This window comes from Brachyspira intermedia PWS/A, assembly GCF_000223215.1.
GTDB classification, from domain to species: Bacteria; Spirochaetota; Brachyspiria; order Brachyspirales; family Brachyspiraceae; genus Brachyspira; species Brachyspira intermedia.
Window position 1 is genome coordinate 951573 of the sequence record NC_017243.1, and the last position, 17156, is coordinate 968728.

Sequence of the window (17156 nt, forward strand, 5' to 3'; positions counted from 1 at the left end):
GTTTCAATACTATATTATATTGATTAATTGTCAATTATATAAGGAAGACATTGTTATAAAAAATAAAAAAACACGGCTCTATAAATAAAGCCGTGCTTATATTTTTGTATATTAAACAAGGAGTAAATTAGTGTCTTTATAATTATTTAACTTTACTTAGATATTTATTTTCTGTGTCATCTGCAAGCTTATATATTTTTTCTTCGTCTATAGTGATAATTTTTCCTTTTTCCACAACAACTTTTCCATTAACAACAGTATAATCAACGGTATTCTTCCAGCCTATAGTGCCGAATAAAGATTTAGGATCGAAATTAGCACCTACCATTTCTAATTTTCTCATATCTATCATGAATAAGTCTCCTGCTTTTCCTATTTCTAAACTTCCTATATCATCTCTGCCTAAAACTTTTGCACCTCCATTTGTTGCAATTTTTAATATATTATATGCACTAGGAGCTTTATCGCTTGAATTGAGTCTATGAAGCAAATAGCATACTCTCATTTCTTCAAGTAAACTAGAACCATCATTGCTTGCACTTCCATCAACTGCCAAACCTACAGGCACTCCTAATTCAAGCATTTCAGGTATTCTGCAAACTCCGGAACTTAATTTCATGTTTGATATTGGACAATGAGCTACACCTGTTTTTGTATCAGCCAAATATTTTAACTCTTTTTCATTAAAATGAATTCCATGAGCATACCATACATCTTCACCAACCCAGCCAAGAGATTCCATATATTCCAAAGGACGCATATTGAATTTTTCTCTTACAAAAACTTCTTCATCTTTAGTTTCGCATAAATGAGTGTGAAGCCTTACTTTCAAATCTCTAGCCAAAACAGCAGACTGCTTTAATAATTCACCAGTAACATTGAAAGGGGCACAAGGAGCTAATGCCACCATGTTCATAGAATATTTTGAGCTGTCATGATATTTTTCAACTACTCTCTGACAGTCTTTTAGAATATCATCTATTGACTGAACCACAGAATCAGGAGGAAGTCCTCCGTCTTTTTTACTTAAATCCATACTTCCTCTTGAAGCATACATTCTTATTCCCAAATCTTTAGCAGCAGCAAATTGAGAATCCAATATTCCTTCTGCATTGTTATTAGGAAATAAATAATGATGATCAAAACATGTTGTGCAGCCTGTTTTTAGTAATTCGCCCATTGCTGTCATAGAACTATAATACACAACATCATTATTAAGATTTTTCCATATTTCGTATAGATTAGTAAGCCATTCGAATAATTCCATATTCTGAACCTGCGGAAGATTTCTAGTGAATATTTGAAATAAATGATGATGAGTATTTATAAGTCCCGGATATACAAAACAGCCTTCAGCGTCAATTACTTTATCTGCATTTTTTTCTTCTTTTGTTTCTTTACCGATATAAGTTATAACTCCATTTTCTATAAATAAATTACTGGAGCTATGAACCGTATCATTATTATCGCATGTAACTATAGAAGAAGCATTTTTGATAAATATACTAGACATATATTGATACCTCCGTTAATTAAAATAAGGCACAAAAACTTATAGTCAATTATTGAGGTAATTGGTAGAAACGTTCAGCCATATTATGAACTTATATAAGCTGTATAGTTATTGCCTAATTGCATTATAAAATATTTTATTTTTATGTCAATTCATAATTCATTTTTATTGAAAAAATGAAAATAATACAGGTATTATAAAACATGCTATAAAAGCCCATATTCCATAAATATATATATAAAATACTGATTTAGTATCTCCAATGGTGATTTCTTTTATATTTGGAATATTATCAGATTTTTTGAATATTATTAGTATAGACTTTATATTAAAAAATGTTATGAAAATCAAATTACCTAGCATAATTAAATTTGTACCTATTAATGTTATTTTATTTGGGCTTATACCGTATTCTATTAATCTGTACAAAGAAGAAGTTAATACTAATATATCAAAAATAATAGCTATTATAGGAAGTACAATATATAAAGCCTTAGTAAATATACTTGATTTATAATCTATTCTTATGAAGAACATATTTAATACAATTATAGCAAGCATAATATTATAAAGTATAAAACTTACTCTGTTATCATAAGGACTTATATCAGGCATTAATAGAAGAATCAAAAGTATAAATATAAATAATAAACTAAAAGGCATTAATATTCTTGATAAATATATAGAAATATTAGTTTTCATCTTCCTATAAACTGTATATACCAAAAAAGGAAATATTGAACTTAAGAATGATATTGATAATAATATTAATTTAAATATAATTTTTTCATCTAAGCTGCTGATAATATCTTTTATTAAAAATATAACTATAGCTGCAAATATTCCAAATACTGTTGATACTATACCTGCTATTAAACCTGCAAATATTGATATATCTGCAGAAAATGTAAAGAACTCTGAAATAGTTTTGGAATTTAATACTTGAAATCCATTATAGGATAAAGCTATTATTATAAAAAATATTATAACAGAAAATATATATTTTATAATAGAGATTTGTAGAAAAAAATCATTATTATCTATGGCAACACTTCTTATAAAAAAACTAGTACTTAAATCTACAATTAATATAAAAATAACTGATAAAAATGTTATCAATATATTTTTTAAATTGAAATTTTTATTTATATAAAATATTAAACTAAAACATAAAAAATAAAATATATAAAAATAAAATATGTCTATAGAAAAAATATTAGAATTACTAGTGGAATAAATACCATCAATTAATTTAGCAATATTTACAATCTTTAAATAAAAATATATAGTCATTGCCAATGATGCGATAAAACCTATAGCAATAATAATTAAATTTGATATTAAATTATTTTCTAATATTTTGCCTATTTTATTGTTTATATCATTTATTACATTTGTTTTTTCATTTGTAATATTATTTTGAATATTGTTTTCTTCCATAATTTAACCCCCAAGTTAGTATACCCTATAGTAGTAAGTGAAAATCAAGAAAGATTATATAATAATAAATATAAAAGTCAATGAGAAAAACGGATTAATCCCACCAGAAATACCAAACATCAGACTTTAATAATGTACCAGCCAATTTACCATGATCATAATCTTCACCAGATTGATCAACTCTGTCAAAGCAGAAATAATAATGTTCTATAGCAAGTTCTCTAGCTTCTTCTTCTGTTTGAGGCTGTTTTTCTACCCAAAGCTCCCAAGTATCATAACCTACTACAGCAGGATAGGCATTATATTTTTCATACCAATACTTGAAAATGGCAGCCTGTGTTTCAGGATTAGGACAATCATTGAATCCGCCCATAGGAATATAGCATGCCAATTCATAAGGATTAACAGTAGGAATTTTTGCTAATATTAAATCAACTGTAACAGGATTATCTAAAGTATAATCATAATAAGAAGCAAAACTATCAATTACTTCAAAACCTTCTACTATAGGGGCATTGAATGATTTTTTTATTTCTTCAATATATTCTTTATCATCATAAATATCTTCAATATTCTGATGCAGATAATCTTTATAGTCTACTTCTTTGGATTTTTCTATATATTCATTTATTAATTTTTTTGAATCTTCAATTTCTGCATCATTGTCTTCCAAAAACATTTCAATCGCTTCAGTGAGTATATCTGTAGGTATTATTATTAAAGGGGTATATCCTTCTTTTTTTCCTTTTTCTAAATGTTCCTTGTAGCATTCCATTATTTTAGTATCATCTTCAAGTCCGCCTTCAAGTATTTCATAATCGCATTTTAGAAAATCTGTTATAAATTTTATATTCTCATTCATATATATACTCCTTAATAATTAATATTTTTAATAAATTAATCTACACTGTATTCCGCTTCACTGTCTCCGCTTATAACAAATCTATAAGGATTAGTAGGAAGTATTTTAACTAAATAATTATACAATAAAGTAGAACTTTGAAGTACATTATTATTTGTATTATAATAAAAATATTTAGGATAATCTAATACATATTTATAATAAGGATTATTTTTTGAACTCACTAATTCTCCTATTTTATTATTAACTTTCCATAGAAAATAAACTGATTTATCTGTGAAATAGTTTGTCTGAGGATCATTAAGTATATAAGAGAAGAAGTCTGATGATTTTAAATAGTCATAATTCTTATATGAATTCATAGCCGCTTTATAATTTTCAAATACATCTTCCATGTTCTGAATATTATTTGTCATATATCTTAAATAGCTCCATCCAACTATAGGGCCGTAATAAGTATCATATTTTACTAATGCCCAATCTTCTCTTGCTCTCTCTTTAGGATTGTATACATTTGTTTTATTAAGTACTGTTACAAAATCATAATTATATAATGTATAAAGTTGTTTTTCTGTACCCGGAGTAATTGCAGGTATTCTATCTCTTATTATTATTCCATTTCCTATGACATAATATTCTTCTTCAAATGCTGCACTTATAGCATCTATTCTCTTTTGTACAGTTTCCATAGTATCTTTATAATTTTTATTTTCAGCAGCAGTTAAAGTAAAAGGAAGATTATTAGGAAAATATGATTGATTATGTAATATGCTGTCCTGTAATACGCTTGTTCTGTATCTGTCTGAAAATCTTCTTAAATAAGTAATATTTGTAATGAATTTAGCTTTGTCATTTTCATTTTGTATATTGCTGAATCTATGTCTTATACTAAAATAGTATGCGAAATCTTTTAATGGAAAAGCACTTTCTTCATCTTGAAGTATTCTATCAAATACATATCCATTAAAAGAGTATTTTCCGTCTTTTACTATGATGCCCATTTGACTGTATATATTTTTTAATGAAGCTTGTAAATTTGTAACCGCATCATCATTATTTTCCTCGCCTTCAACTATACCTTCTGATAATAATTGAGTATAAAATTCTTCTATATATGCAGGATCATTTTCAACCATATATATTAATGCCTGACCTAAAAGATATGATGCTTCACTTTCATAATAACTTGAAGGGTAGGTGAATAAAAATCTTGCTAAAGTTTCAAAGCCTTCTTTATAGCTAGATGATAATATTTGATTTCTTCCTGTAATAAATGTTGTAAGTTCATTATATGGAGATTGGGCATTTTCTTCTTCTGTTTTAGGCAGTGTTTTTAAAAAATCCCCTAAAGGTCCATAATCTTCAGTAGTTTCTATATCTTTTAATTTTCTATATTCGTTTATTGAGTCTGCTGCTTTGCATGAGCTAAGTAGTACAGCAGATATTAACATAATTACACTTAATAATTTTTTATTCATATTTAAATTTACCTTCATTATTCATTAATTAATTTTATATGTTTTTCTTAAAAAAGTTCTTAAAATTGATCTTGAAAAATTATTATCGCATTTATCAAGCATATTATTTACTAACTCTTCGCATTCTTCTATGCTTATATTTCTGATGATATTTTTTACTTTGGCTACAGATGTTACAGACATAGAAAGCTCTCTTATTCCAAGACCTAATAGTACAGGAGTATATTCCGGAACTCCAGCCATTTCACCGCATAATGTTACAGGCTTATTGTTTTCATTGGCTATTTTTATAACTCTTTTTAAAGTTCTTAAAACAGATATATCTATTGGATTATATAAATACATAAGCTTTTCATTTGTTCTATCGCATGCCATCATATACTGAACTAAATCATTAGAACCTATGGATAAGAAATCAGCTTCTTTTACTATTAAATCTATAATTGCAGCAGCTGAAGGAGTTTCTATTAAAGCACCTATTTTCATTGAATCATTAAAATCTTTATTTTCATGTCTTAATTCATCTTTAACATATTCTATAAAATTTTTAGTTTCAATAAATTCTTCTAAAGTGCTTATCATAGGAATCATTATTTCTATATTTCCATAATGAGAAGCTCTAAGCAATGCCTTTATCTGATCTTTAAATAATTCTCTATTAGATAGGCAGAATCTTATAGCACGCCAGCCTAAGAAAGGATTATCCTCTTTAAAATCTAATCCTAAAGCGGGCGATATTTTATCTCCTCCTATATCCAAAGTTCTTATTATTACTCTTCCTTTTATTTTAGAAGCGATCTTTTTATATACTTGAAATTGTATTTCTTCGCTAGGAAGTTCAGTAGCTATTCCATCATCTGAAAATATATATAAAAACTCTGTCCTATATAATCCTATTGAATCTATACCGAATTTTAATAAACTTTCTGTTTCTTCCGGTATATCTATATTCGCATGTACTTTTATTTCTATGCCGTCTTTTGTTGATGCTGCTTCTTTAGCATCTAATATAGATTTTTCTTTTAATTTTTTTATATTTTCTGACAATGCAGTATAATTTTCCACATCTCTTTTACTAGGATTCATTATAACTATATTGCTTTTGCAGTCTATTATTATTTTTCTGCCATTTTTTATTTTACTTGATATATCTGCTATATTGAATATAGTTGTAATACCGAAAGATTTAGCAAGTATTGCAGCATGCGAAGTGTATCCTCCACTTTCTACTATAAATCCTGAAACACCTATATTATTGAATTTTAAAACATCGCTTGGCGTTAGTGTTTTTGCTATTACAATACTGTCTTTAGGAACTTGCGAATAATCTCCTGAATCAGGCTGTATCAAATTTCTTATAAGTCTTGATTTTATATCAATAATATCTCCGCTTCTTTCTGAAAGCATTTTATTATTTATAGATGATAATTTATCGAGATATCCTGATATGATTGTATCGTATATATGTTCTATATTAAATAATTTTTCTTTAACTTCTTCTTTTACCTGTTTAGTGATTACTCTGTCCTGAAGCATTAATATATGAGTATGCAGAATATTTTTTATATTATTATCCACATGATTTTGTAATAATTCTATTTCATTTATAGATTTCTTTACAGCTTCATCAAATCTTCTATATTCTTCTTCTATATCAGATTCTTCTATTTTATATATAGGCGTACTTAAAGATGGAGTATAAAAAAATGAATTTCCTATAGCTACATCATCTCCAACACCATTTCCATTTAATATCGTTCTTTTATCCGGCATGTATTCTCCGATATTATGTTAATTAATAGTAAAGATTATATTATAAATGCAAAATATTTTCAATAGTAAATTAATTGTAAATAATATTATTTTTCAATATGAAAATGTTATGTTATTTATAGATATAAAGTTTATAAAAAAATAGCTGACAACTTAAAGTTATAAGATTTTTTATTTTTATTATTGCTAGCGATAAACTCGCTAAAAAACAGGTGATAACTTCCTTTGTCAGTTATCACCTGTTTTATTGTTGCTAATAAAAATTGTTCGCTTTTATTGGTCTGCCAAGTAAACTTAGCAGACGCTCACAATTTTTATAGTTATCACTTTATATTCTCAAGCATTTTTATTATTGCTTGCTCGTCGACGAAGTCCACCTTACTTCAAGGTGTAGCCTACAATAACCTACTTGGTGGCTACGACTCGCTTTTATATTTTATTTACTTCATATTTTCTAGCATTTCAACTACTATTTTCATTGAGTTTTGGGCAGATTTTACAACAAATTTAGGAAAATCTACTACAGCATCACTGTCTGCTTTATCAGATAATGATCTTATAACTACAAAAGGTACTTTATACATTAAAGCAGCATGGGCAACAGCAGCACCTTCCATTTCTATAGCTCCGGCTTTGAATTTATTATGAATTTGCTTAACTTTTTCATTGTTGCCTACAAACTGATCACCTGTAGCTATTGTATCAATATATATTTTATTTTCTTTTATAACTTTTTGTGCAGATTCTTTTGCTAATTGTATCAAAGAAGCATCAGCAGGATAATAATTTTTATCATAGCCTTTAACTAATACAGTAAGTTCATCTCCATCTAAATCACTTGTATCAAAGTCATGTTCTATTAAATCTTTTGATATAACTATATCAGATATATCATAATCAGGATTACCAGAACCTGCAACACCTGTAAATATTATTTTTTCAACATTAAATCTTTCTATGGCTATAGTTGTAGCAATAGCAGCATTAACTTTACCTATTCCTGACTTTAATAATACTACATTTTTACCGCATAATATTCCTTTATAGTAAGTAATATTAGCTATTTCAATTTCTTCTATATTTTCAATCATACCTTTAAAGTTGGTGATTTCTGAATCCATAGCACCTATTATAGCAATTCTTTTTATATCAGACATAAAATATCCTCCAAATAATAATGATTAATAAATTATATATTAAAAATCTATTTTTATAAACTTTTTATTATAATTTTATTATATAATAATGAATATGTTTATTTAAAAATCAAAAGTTAAAGGATCAGGTCCCACTCTAAATCCATTTTCTAATGAATTTATTTTTTCTATATCGTTTTTATCTAATTTAAAATCAAATACATTTATATTTTCTTCTATTCTTTCTTTATTTACGGATTTAGGTATAACAGATATATTATTTTCTATATTCCACCTTAATATTATTTGTGATGGAGTTTTATTATATTTATTTGCTATATCAATTATAGTTTTATCATTAAATAGTTTTCCTCTTGCTAATGGCGACCATGCTTCTGCTATTATATTATGATTTTTACAAAATTCTATTAATTCATTTCTCTGTAAATTAGGATGTCTTTCTATTTGATTTATCACAGGTGCTATATTACAATGTGCAAATATATCTTTTAAATGATTTATTTCAAAGTTGCTTAATCCTATAGACTTAGCTTTTTTACTCTGACATATATTTTCTAATGCTCTGTACGTATCTAAATATCTTTCTTTTTTCTGACCAGGCCAATGGATAAGAACTAAATCTACATAATCCATATTAAGTTTTTCCAAACTTTCTTCAAATGATTTTCTTGTAGAGTTATAACCTTGCTTTGTATTCCATATTTTAGTGGTTATAAATAATTCTTCTCTTTTTATTCCTGTTTTTCTTATAGCTTCTCCCAATTCTTTTTCATTGTCATAAAATTGAGCCGTATCAAATTTTCTGTATCCTGCTTCTATAGCCCATTTCACAGCATTTTCTACTTCTTTTTTATCTGTTATTTTATATAGTCCAAGCCCTAATATAGGCATTTCTATACCGTTATTAAATTTTACATTAATCATAAATTATTCCTTATTATGGTATTAATTTTATTATATGATATAATAGATAATATTACAGCTATATTTTTTTATCTTAAAAAATGTTTTATGCTTTTTATGATTTTCCGATAATATTTAGTAATTAACATAATAATACAAATGGGGGGATTCAATTGTCAAGTAATAACGGCTACGAAAAATATAAAAAAGTCGATGTGAGTACCGCTTCACAAAACCGACTTATAGTTATGCTTTATGACGGAGCTATTAAGTTTTTGGAAACTGCCTGTGCCGCTATGGATAAAAAACATGGTACTGAAGAAGCACATAATAATATACTAAAAGCACAGGAAATCATATATGAGCTTTTATCTTCTCTTAATTATGAGGCTGGAGATATAGCACATAGACTTGCTTCTATATATACATATATGAATCAAAAACTCACAGAAGGTAATATATCTAAAACTAAGCCGCCTTTGTTAGAAGTTATAAGATATCTTAAAGAGCTTAAAACAGCTTGGGAAGGTGTTGAAGAGCAAATGTCTAAGGCTAACAGTGAAAGCAAAGCATCATCTAATAGTAACAAAGATAATTCTTCATCAAATAGTGATACTAAATTAAATATAACAGGTTGAGTAAGCAATGAAAAAAATATATAAATCAACAATATTATTTATTATTTTTAGCATAGTTCTTTTGTCATGTGGAGAGAAAGATACTGAAACTATAGAACAGTATGAAGCTAGAATGAATAGATTGGAAATTTTAAAATATTATAATATACAAGATGTTATGGCTCCTAGAATAGTAAATGACGGAGTATTATTTACTTTTGCTGAGAACTATGATTCTGTAGAAGTATCCGGCGATTTCAATAATTGGGAGGATAGTATACCTCTTATAAAGAGTTCTTATGGTGTTTATTATTATCTTTGGCAGCATCCGCTTAAAGCTGGAAAATATACATATAGATACAGAGTGAATGGTGTTTGGATTAATGATCCTGTAAATGCTAATATAGAATATGATAATAATAATCAGGTTGTAAGCTATTTTGTTTTAACTAATGATATAGGATTCTATGAAAAAAATCCTATTTATAATTCTGATGGTACAGTTACATTCTTCTACAGCAATGATACAGCTAAAGAGGTTATGTTTACTTCTGATAAATTAGGTTTCGATAGTTTAAGATATCCTATGACTTATTCTAATAATTTATGGGTTATAACTTTGAGAGCTGAGGCTGGAAACTACTATTATAATTTCGTTGTAGACAGAATATGGGAAGTTGATCCTCTTAATATGAATGTTTATAAAGGAAGTGACGGAAGACTTCATTCATATACATTGATAAATTATAATCAAACTAATAAAAGAATGGTATATTAATAATATAATTAATTAATATAAAATAAAAAGGATAGCTATTAAATTAGCTATCCTTTTTTATTATTTACTTACTTTTTACTTATTTATTTTGATTATCATCATCATTATTATTTATTGTAGGATTTTCAGCATTCAAATCATGAAGTCTTTCTCTAATTTCTGAGGTTGTTTGTAAAGGATCTTTTTCTTTCATTTTAGGCTGTTTAAATACGGATAATGTTTGATTAAAAATATTTTTGAAACTGTCATCTACAGTGTTATTTTTAGAATTAATATACATCATTTTTATTTGATCTTTAGTTTCTTTATCTTCAATCTTTGATAATAAATTAATATTATGATCCGAAATAGAAACCAAGTACATATCTTCAACAATCTCTATTATAGATATATATCTGTTTGTAGCTACCGGAGTAGTGGCGAGAACTTTGATAATATCGCTTGATCCTGAAACTTTTTTTGACTTATTTTTTAAATATATAAATACAAGGTATATACCAACCAAAGTAACTATAAAACCAATTATGGCTCTTATAAACATCCAGCCATTACTTACTTCGGCTCTGTCCTGAATATTTCTTATATCTTGTAATATAGCAGGTTCATTAGCATTGTTGGTATTATCTATAGGGGCATTAAAAAAATTAGTTTCTGGTGCATTATTTGTATTTTCTTCTGTTACTGCAGCAGCATTGTTAGTATTATTTAGATTAGTATCATTTGTGTTTTCTTGAGTAAGTGCTATGCTGAAAATAATTAAGAATATGACAGAAATTTTTTTAATCATATATAAACCGATGCGGAGAGAGCGGGATTCGAACCCGCGGTAGGGGTTGCCTACGACAGTTTAGCAAACTGCTCCCTTCGGCCTCTCGGGCATCTCTCCATAACTATATATTTTTCTCAATAGTTGTATTATGATAACATAAATAAGATTTTTAGTCAAGTATATAATTACTAATTTTGTATTGTATGTTTTTATTGATTAAAATGATTAGCATTTTGGTAATAATCATTTATTAATTAAAAAGGCTTTACTTAAAAAATTAAGCAAAGCCTTATTTATTTAATAAATTGAAACTTTATAGTTTAAGCATGAGTTACCCATTCATGGTCATAATCGTATTCTTTGTAATTTCCTTTGAATACAACGCCTTTTACTACTAATTTTTCATCTAATACAACTAAATCAGCAATATATCCTTCTTTGATTCTGCCGTATTTATCATCTATGCCCATAACCTGAGCAGGGTAGAGTGAAGCCATTTTTAAAGCCTCTTCTACTGTAGCACCAACTTCATTAACTACATTTCTTACAGATTGACTCATAGTTATAGATGAACCTCCTAAAGTACCGTTATCATCTATAAGTCTGTTTCCATCCCTATGTATTTTTTTGCCGGCCCAAATATATTCTTTTATTTCCGGAGCAGCAGCTGGAGCTATAGCATCAGTTACTATACATATATGACCTGTTTTTAATTTGTATGCAAGTTCTACTGAAGCAAAATCACAATGTACACCATCGCATATTAAACCAGCATACATATCTTTTGTTTCAAGTACAGCACCAACAGCACCCGGCTCTCTTGAACCCCAAGGACGCATAGCATTGAATAAGTGAGTTGCAAAAGTTATGCCATAAGGTATTTTCTCTTTTATTTCTGCATAAGTGCCGTTAGTATGTCCTACTGATACAACCTTTCCTCCCATAGCAAATTCTTCTATCACTTCACCGTCAACCATTTCAGGTGCTACTGTTACCATTACACATTTTGAAGCATTGATTTTATCTATCATTTCCATATTAGGTTCTCTTATAAATTTATCATTATGAATACCTCTTTTTTCATGTGATATATAAGGTCCTTCAAAATGTATTCCTAATACGCCTATTACTGATAAATCTTCTATACTGTTAAACAAGTCTATGATTTTTAACATATAATCATCACCGTTTGTAATTACAGTAGGTAAATATGAAGTACAGCCATATCTTTGACAAACTTCATTCATGTTTTTTAATGTTTCTATAGAAGGATCAGCATTAATATCATAGCCTCCTATACCATTAACCTGCAAGTCTATATATCCAGGAGCTACTATCTTTCCTCCTAAATCTATTCTTGTAATAACAGCATCAACATCAATTTCTTTTTCTACGCTTTTTATGACATTATTTTCTATAACAATACAATGTCCATCTATAAACTTTTCACCGTCAAATATTTTGATGTTTGTAAGAGCATAATAAGATTTATAAAGTCCTTTAATAAGTTCTTTAGGATGTAAACTTTTGCTTTCCAAACTCTTAGCATATTTATAAGTTTTTACTTTTAAATCGCTGCTTGATTCTTCATCGGCAACAATAATAAGTTTTTTATGTTCCTGTAATACTGAAGTAGGGTAGAATTGGCTTATAGCTCCTTCAACACAATGAGCCAAAGCATCAGAAACATCGTATCCGCTAGCCATAACAAGTACATATTTTGCATTAAATGCTTCTTCAAAACCTAATGTAAAACCTTCTCTTGGGAACATTTCTATAGGCATATTGAATTTTTTAGATTCATAGCTTCTTATTATTTCGCTTATCTTTTTATCTCTAACGCTTCCTTCTAATGATGAGCTTGGAGTATTAAGTAAGAAACTTCCATCTTCAGCTAAATTATCTATCAATAAAGTGATATTGCCTAATTCTTTTATTAAATTAGCCATTCTTTTAGCTTCTTCTTTCCTATTTGCTACATTACTGTCAAATAAATGTACATTTTCTTTAGGTATATCTATAAATTTTAAAAAATTATCTTCTAAATATTTTTGTGATATATTTGAATCTATATATTCACCAGATGAAACTATATGAATATTTTTGAAAGATACTATATTATCATTGTAGAAAGATAATAATTTTTGATAATACGATTTATTGACATATCTTAAAGGAAAAGATAACACAAAGGGCTTGTCTTGATCTGCATAGTCTAATATACATTTAACAGTATAATAAGCAGCCCATTCATAAACGCTTTCATTTGTAATAATGATTCTCATGTATATTCTCCTTTTATTTTATATTTTTTTCTATTTTCATAAATACGGTTTGACTTGATAATCTCAAAGATGATTCATAGTCTGCTATTACTGTAACATCACTGTGTTTTTGTAATTTGCTTAAAGGTGAAGAATTACTTATTCCCTGTTCTAAACAATCTCTTAAAGAACATGAATTATCTATTCCAGATGATGTTAGCAGTACAGTATCAACCATATCTATAAATCCCATACCCATACTAAATACAGTAGTAGGCACTTTGCTTTCATCTTCAAATTTATTTTTAATTTCATTTACAGAATGTTCGCTTAAAGTTTTTATTCTAAATAATGAAGATAATGATGACATTCTTTCATTTCCTGCAGAAGTTGAATCAGCAGTGAGCGAATACCATATAACATCGAATCTTCCTATTTTATTTATTATTTCAAGCTGTTTATCCATTTGAGATTCATCACCACTTCCATCAAATAAAAATACATTTTCTTTTGGTATATCTATTTTTGAAAGCAAATTTTCTTGTAAAAAATACGCTTTACTGTTTTTATCTGTCGGGGCTAAACCTATATATTCCGACTGCTGAAATATAAATATATTTTTGAAATTAATTTTATAGTTTTTAACATTTTCCACTATTTCTTTATAGATATCTTTAGTATCATCTTGACTGGAAACAGAGATGTAAAGTTTTTCTTTTTTTCCTGTTTCTTTTCTAAGAAATTTAGAATATGTTTTGCTGTGAATACGGTATAATCTCGATATGAATCAGCTATATATATATTCATTAATAAGTCCTTTATAATTAATTAAAATTAATCTGAACTTATTATAACACTTTCCCTATTTTCTGTATATAGTATATTGTTTATTTTATTTGTATTATCTGAAGTATTTATATAATCTTCTATATTTATATAGTATTGTTTATTTCCGGCAGTGAAGTTCAAATTTGTACTTGTGAAATTTCCTATATTTATATTAGGATTTAAAATATTTCTTCTCATACCAATAGGAACATTATTTTTCGGCATTGTGCTTACTATTATCCAAGGTTCAAATTTCTTTACATTTTCTCTAGTTGATACTTGTGCTGTATATAATTTATTCTGTCCTATATTAGTTTGAATAACATTATATTCTAATTCATTTGATGAAAGTATTTGTATATATGTATAAGAGTAAGCACCGTCTATAATGAATTTATTAGATTCATTATCAAAAGTTATAGGAAGTTTTGAATTTACATTCCATTTATATTTATATCCGTAAACATGATATTCTCTTGTTATATCAGGCAATGCTTCAATATTTTCTTTTATTATCAAAATATTAGGTTTTAAATAGTAAAATCTTCTATCATAATTTTTGAGATTTACAGGGTATGTATATCTTTGATTTGCTTTAGCATGAGCATAGAACATCTTATAATAATTAGTGATATTTTCTATATAAGAATAACTGCCCATATTTTCTTCTATTTTGTCTGTATCTATTGATATGCCATTATGAAAATCAGCATCTTTGAAAATAGTATAATTATTAGAATCAAAATTGTATCCTAATTCATCTATTATAGAATCTCCGTAATTGTAATATACGAAGCTCATTCTATCATTATGATTAAGTCCGAAAGACTCATCTGCATTTCTTCCTTTTGCATATACTGCCAAATAAGGAGCATTTAGAGCTTTTATATTTTCATTATAAATAGCAGTTTGTATTTTTTTCAAAAGTAAAGTTTCAAATTGAAAATCAACAGTAGAATTAACATTATCTTTAAGATAGTAATTATTCCACATTAATACATAAGGAAGATATCTTATATCAGCAGATTCGCTTTGTGCAAATACAGCATAATTTTTATATAATGGATTAGCATACATTTTGCTTAAAAGCTCCATAACTGCATTTCTAGCACCTGTATCGAATCTTAATTTGCTTCTATTATATATTCCAGTATATCCTATAGGCAAAGTATAGCCTGAAGGATATCCTACTATTGATAAATATTTTCCTATATTTCTAAATGATTCTAAAGTGAAAGCATCAAATATACCTACATTTTTTAATGATAATGCATAAGTTAATATAGGCATAATAGTATCAAATGCTTCACTTATTGAAGATTTAAAACTTCCGTCACTTTCGAACATAGAAAATACCATGCTGTTTATATAATTCATAGAAAAATAATGCCAATTTCTAATTTGATCCTGATTGACATTTTCATTAAGCATATTGATTGCTATTAAGCCTAATGTTGTAACATATTTTATTGTGTTTTTATTTCTGTATTCTGATGGATTTTCTACTATATAATTATAAAGTGTTTCTCCATATTTTATAAATTCCTGCTTCATTAAAACTATTTCTTCAGGAGAAAACTCATCATACATTAAATCAAATGGCATAAGCAAAGAATTAGCCAATATATTAACAGCATCTATAACATTATAATTTTCTATTTTTGTTTCATCTAAATTTACTATATCCCTTATCATCTGCTTTATTTCATATTTTAGTAAATTATTATTAGGTTCAAAAGCAGCTTTTAAAGACATAACCATTGTATGGGAAGGAAGATTTTCAAAGTATAATTTATTAGTATCATCGGTAAATGAATATGCTATGTTGTTAACAGACCATTTACCCATATTTGCTGAAGTATATGATTTGAATGCATTTATATTTCTTAAAAGCACAGAAGGCTGAAGTCTTGTTGCCCTATATAATAAATTGTATAAAACTTCAAATGTTTGCTTATCTATAAATACAAAAGGTCTTGGTATATTAAAAGTTTTATTTGTTATAGGTATTATCTTTGTACTGCTATCATCTATAAAGAAATGGTAAATTTTTCTTAAATTTGTATCTCCGTTTTCATCGAATGCTATATACCATTTTCCGTTTTCTAATGTATTAGTTATAGAAAAGAAACTATTATTTCTCAATGTATATTCATAACGTGTTGTAAATGAAAGCTCTTTAGATATTGATATTCTAGTGAGAGTTGTTCTTTTATTTATCATAACGAAAGGAGGGTTGCTTTTTGCTATATGTCCGCTTTCTGGAAGTATTAATGCTATATTTTCTCTTGTTTTTCTTTTATCATCATATTGATTGATTGCAATTTTTACTTTATCTTTTGTATCAACATTTCCTACAGTTTCTATACTTACAGATAATTTATCCAATTTATCTTTTTCTAATGGCGGAGTAAAATTTGTAGCGTATAATGTAAGGTTTATATTTCTATTAACTAATGGATTTTCTATAGAAAGTTTTTTTGTTATATCATTTTCTTCTACTTCTATATTTAATTGTATAGGTATATTATCAGAATCTATATTATAAGTTAATGATATTCCTTCATTTATTTTTACGCTTTTTCCATATTTTAAATTTATAAATTTAGGATACTGTTTATTATATTCAGGATATGTAATGGTATAAGAATTATCTTTTTTATCGTAAACGGCTTCTATTTCTCTATCTACTACTTTTTTTTGAGAGCATGATAATATAGGTATTATCAATAATGCTAATATAATTCTTATAAGCTTTTTCATTATTCTTTTTA

13 protein-coding genes, 1 tRNA gene and 1 riboswitch are annotated in these 17156 nt (G+C 27.0%); of the genes, 2 read left to right on the forward strand and 12 right to left on the reverse strand.

Going from position 1 to position 17156, the window contains the following annotated elements; translation table 11 throughout:
• Positions 1–142: 142 nt before the first annotated feature.
• From BINT_RS04190 to BINT_RS04220, 7 genes are all read right to left on the reverse strand, one after another.
• The gene (locus BINT_RS04190; protein ID WP_014487311.1) at positions 143–1513 is read right to left on the reverse strand and encodes an 8-oxoguanine deaminase; all 1371 of its coding nucleotides are present in this window, start codon (positions 1511–1513) and stop codon (positions 143–145) included.
• A gap of 22 nt (positions 1514–1535) precedes the next feature.
• Positions 1536–1632: riboswitch (purine riboswitch) on the reverse strand.
• Between the two features lie 46 nt (positions 1633–1678).
• A complete protein-coding gene (locus BINT_RS04195; protein ID WP_014487312.1) occupies positions 1679–2953 on the reverse strand; it encodes a hypothetical protein in 1275 nt (424 codons plus the stop codon).
• Positions 2954–3047: 94 nt separating this feature from the next.
• Positions 3048–3815, reverse strand: coding sequence for a DUF4253 domain-containing protein (locus BINT_RS04200; RefSeq protein WP_014487313.1), 768 nt, complete (start codon positions 3813–3815; stop codon positions 3048–3050).
• 35 nt (positions 3816–3850) lie between these two features.
• Positions 3851–5293, reverse strand: a complete 1443-nt coding sequence (locus BINT_RS04205; RefSeq protein WP_014487314.1) for a hypothetical protein — start codon at positions 5291–5293, stop codon at positions 3851–3853.
• 24 nt (positions 5294–5317) lie between these two features.
• Positions 5318–7066: a phosphoenolpyruvate--protein phosphotransferase gene (gene ptsP / locus BINT_RS04210; RefSeq protein ID WP_014487315.1), complete on the reverse strand. Its 1749-nt coding sequence runs from the start codon at positions 7064–7066 to the stop codon at positions 5318–5320.
• A gap of 440 nt (positions 7067–7506) precedes the next feature.
• Positions 7507–8223 carry a 5'-methylthioadenosine/adenosylhomocysteine nucleosidase gene (locus BINT_RS04215; RefSeq protein ID WP_014487316.1) on the reverse strand — a complete coding sequence of 239 codons (717 nt, stop codon included), beginning with the start codon at positions 8221–8223 and terminating at the stop codon, positions 7507–7509.
• Positions 8224–8325: 102 nt separating this feature from the next.
• Positions 8326–9147 carry an aldo/keto reductase gene (locus BINT_RS04220; RefSeq protein WP_014487317.1) on the reverse strand — a complete coding sequence of 274 codons (822 nt, stop codon included), beginning with the start codon at positions 9145–9147 and terminating at the stop codon, positions 8326–8328.
• A 152-nt stretch (positions 9148–9299) separates the two neighbouring features.
• On the opposite strand from BINT_RS04220, the gene fliS reads away from it, so the two are divergent.
• Positions 9300–9764, forward strand: coding sequence for a flagellar export chaperone FliS (gene fliS / locus BINT_RS04225; RefSeq protein ID WP_041177246.1), 465 nt, complete (start codon positions 9300–9302; stop codon positions 9762–9764).
• A gap of 7 nt (positions 9765–9771) precedes the next feature.
• Positions 9772–10521, forward strand: a complete 750-nt coding sequence (locus BINT_RS04230) for an AMP-activated protein kinase subunit beta (RefSeq protein ID WP_014487319.1) — start codon at positions 9772–9774, stop codon at positions 10519–10521.
• A 79-nt stretch (positions 10522–10600) separates the two neighbouring features.
• Here the strand turns inward: BINT_RS04230 and BINT_RS04235 are convergent, their stop codons facing one another.
• The 5 genes from BINT_RS04235 to BINT_RS04255 form a co-directional block, all read right to left on the reverse strand.
• Positions 10601–11308, reverse strand: coding sequence for a flagellar biosynthetic protein FliO (locus BINT_RS04235; RefSeq protein WP_014487320.1), 708 nt, complete (start codon positions 11306–11308; stop codon positions 10601–10603).
• 13 nt (positions 11309–11321) lie between these two features.
• Positions 11322–11407: transfer RNA gene (locus tag BINT_RS04240), tRNA-Ser, on the reverse strand.
• 203 nt (positions 11408–11610) lie between these two features.
• On the reverse strand, positions 11611–13575 hold the full coding sequence (gene nagA / locus BINT_RS04245; protein WP_014487321.1) for an N-acetylglucosamine-6-phosphate deacetylase: 1965 nt from the start codon (positions 13573–13575) through the stop codon (positions 11611–11613).
• 13 nt (positions 13576–13588) lie between these two features.
• Positions 13589–14209 (reverse strand): sugar phosphate isomerase family, encoded by a 621-nt coding sequence (locus BINT_RS04250; RefSeq protein WP_014487322.1) that lies wholly within the window; start codon positions 14207–14209, stop codon positions 13589–13591.
• 179 nt (positions 14210–14388) lie between these two features.
• Positions 14389–17145 (reverse strand): hypothetical protein, encoded by a 2757-nt coding sequence (locus BINT_RS04255; RefSeq protein ID WP_014487323.1) that lies wholly within the window; start codon positions 17143–17145, stop codon positions 14389–14391.
• Positions 17146–17156 lie beyond the last annotated feature (11 nt).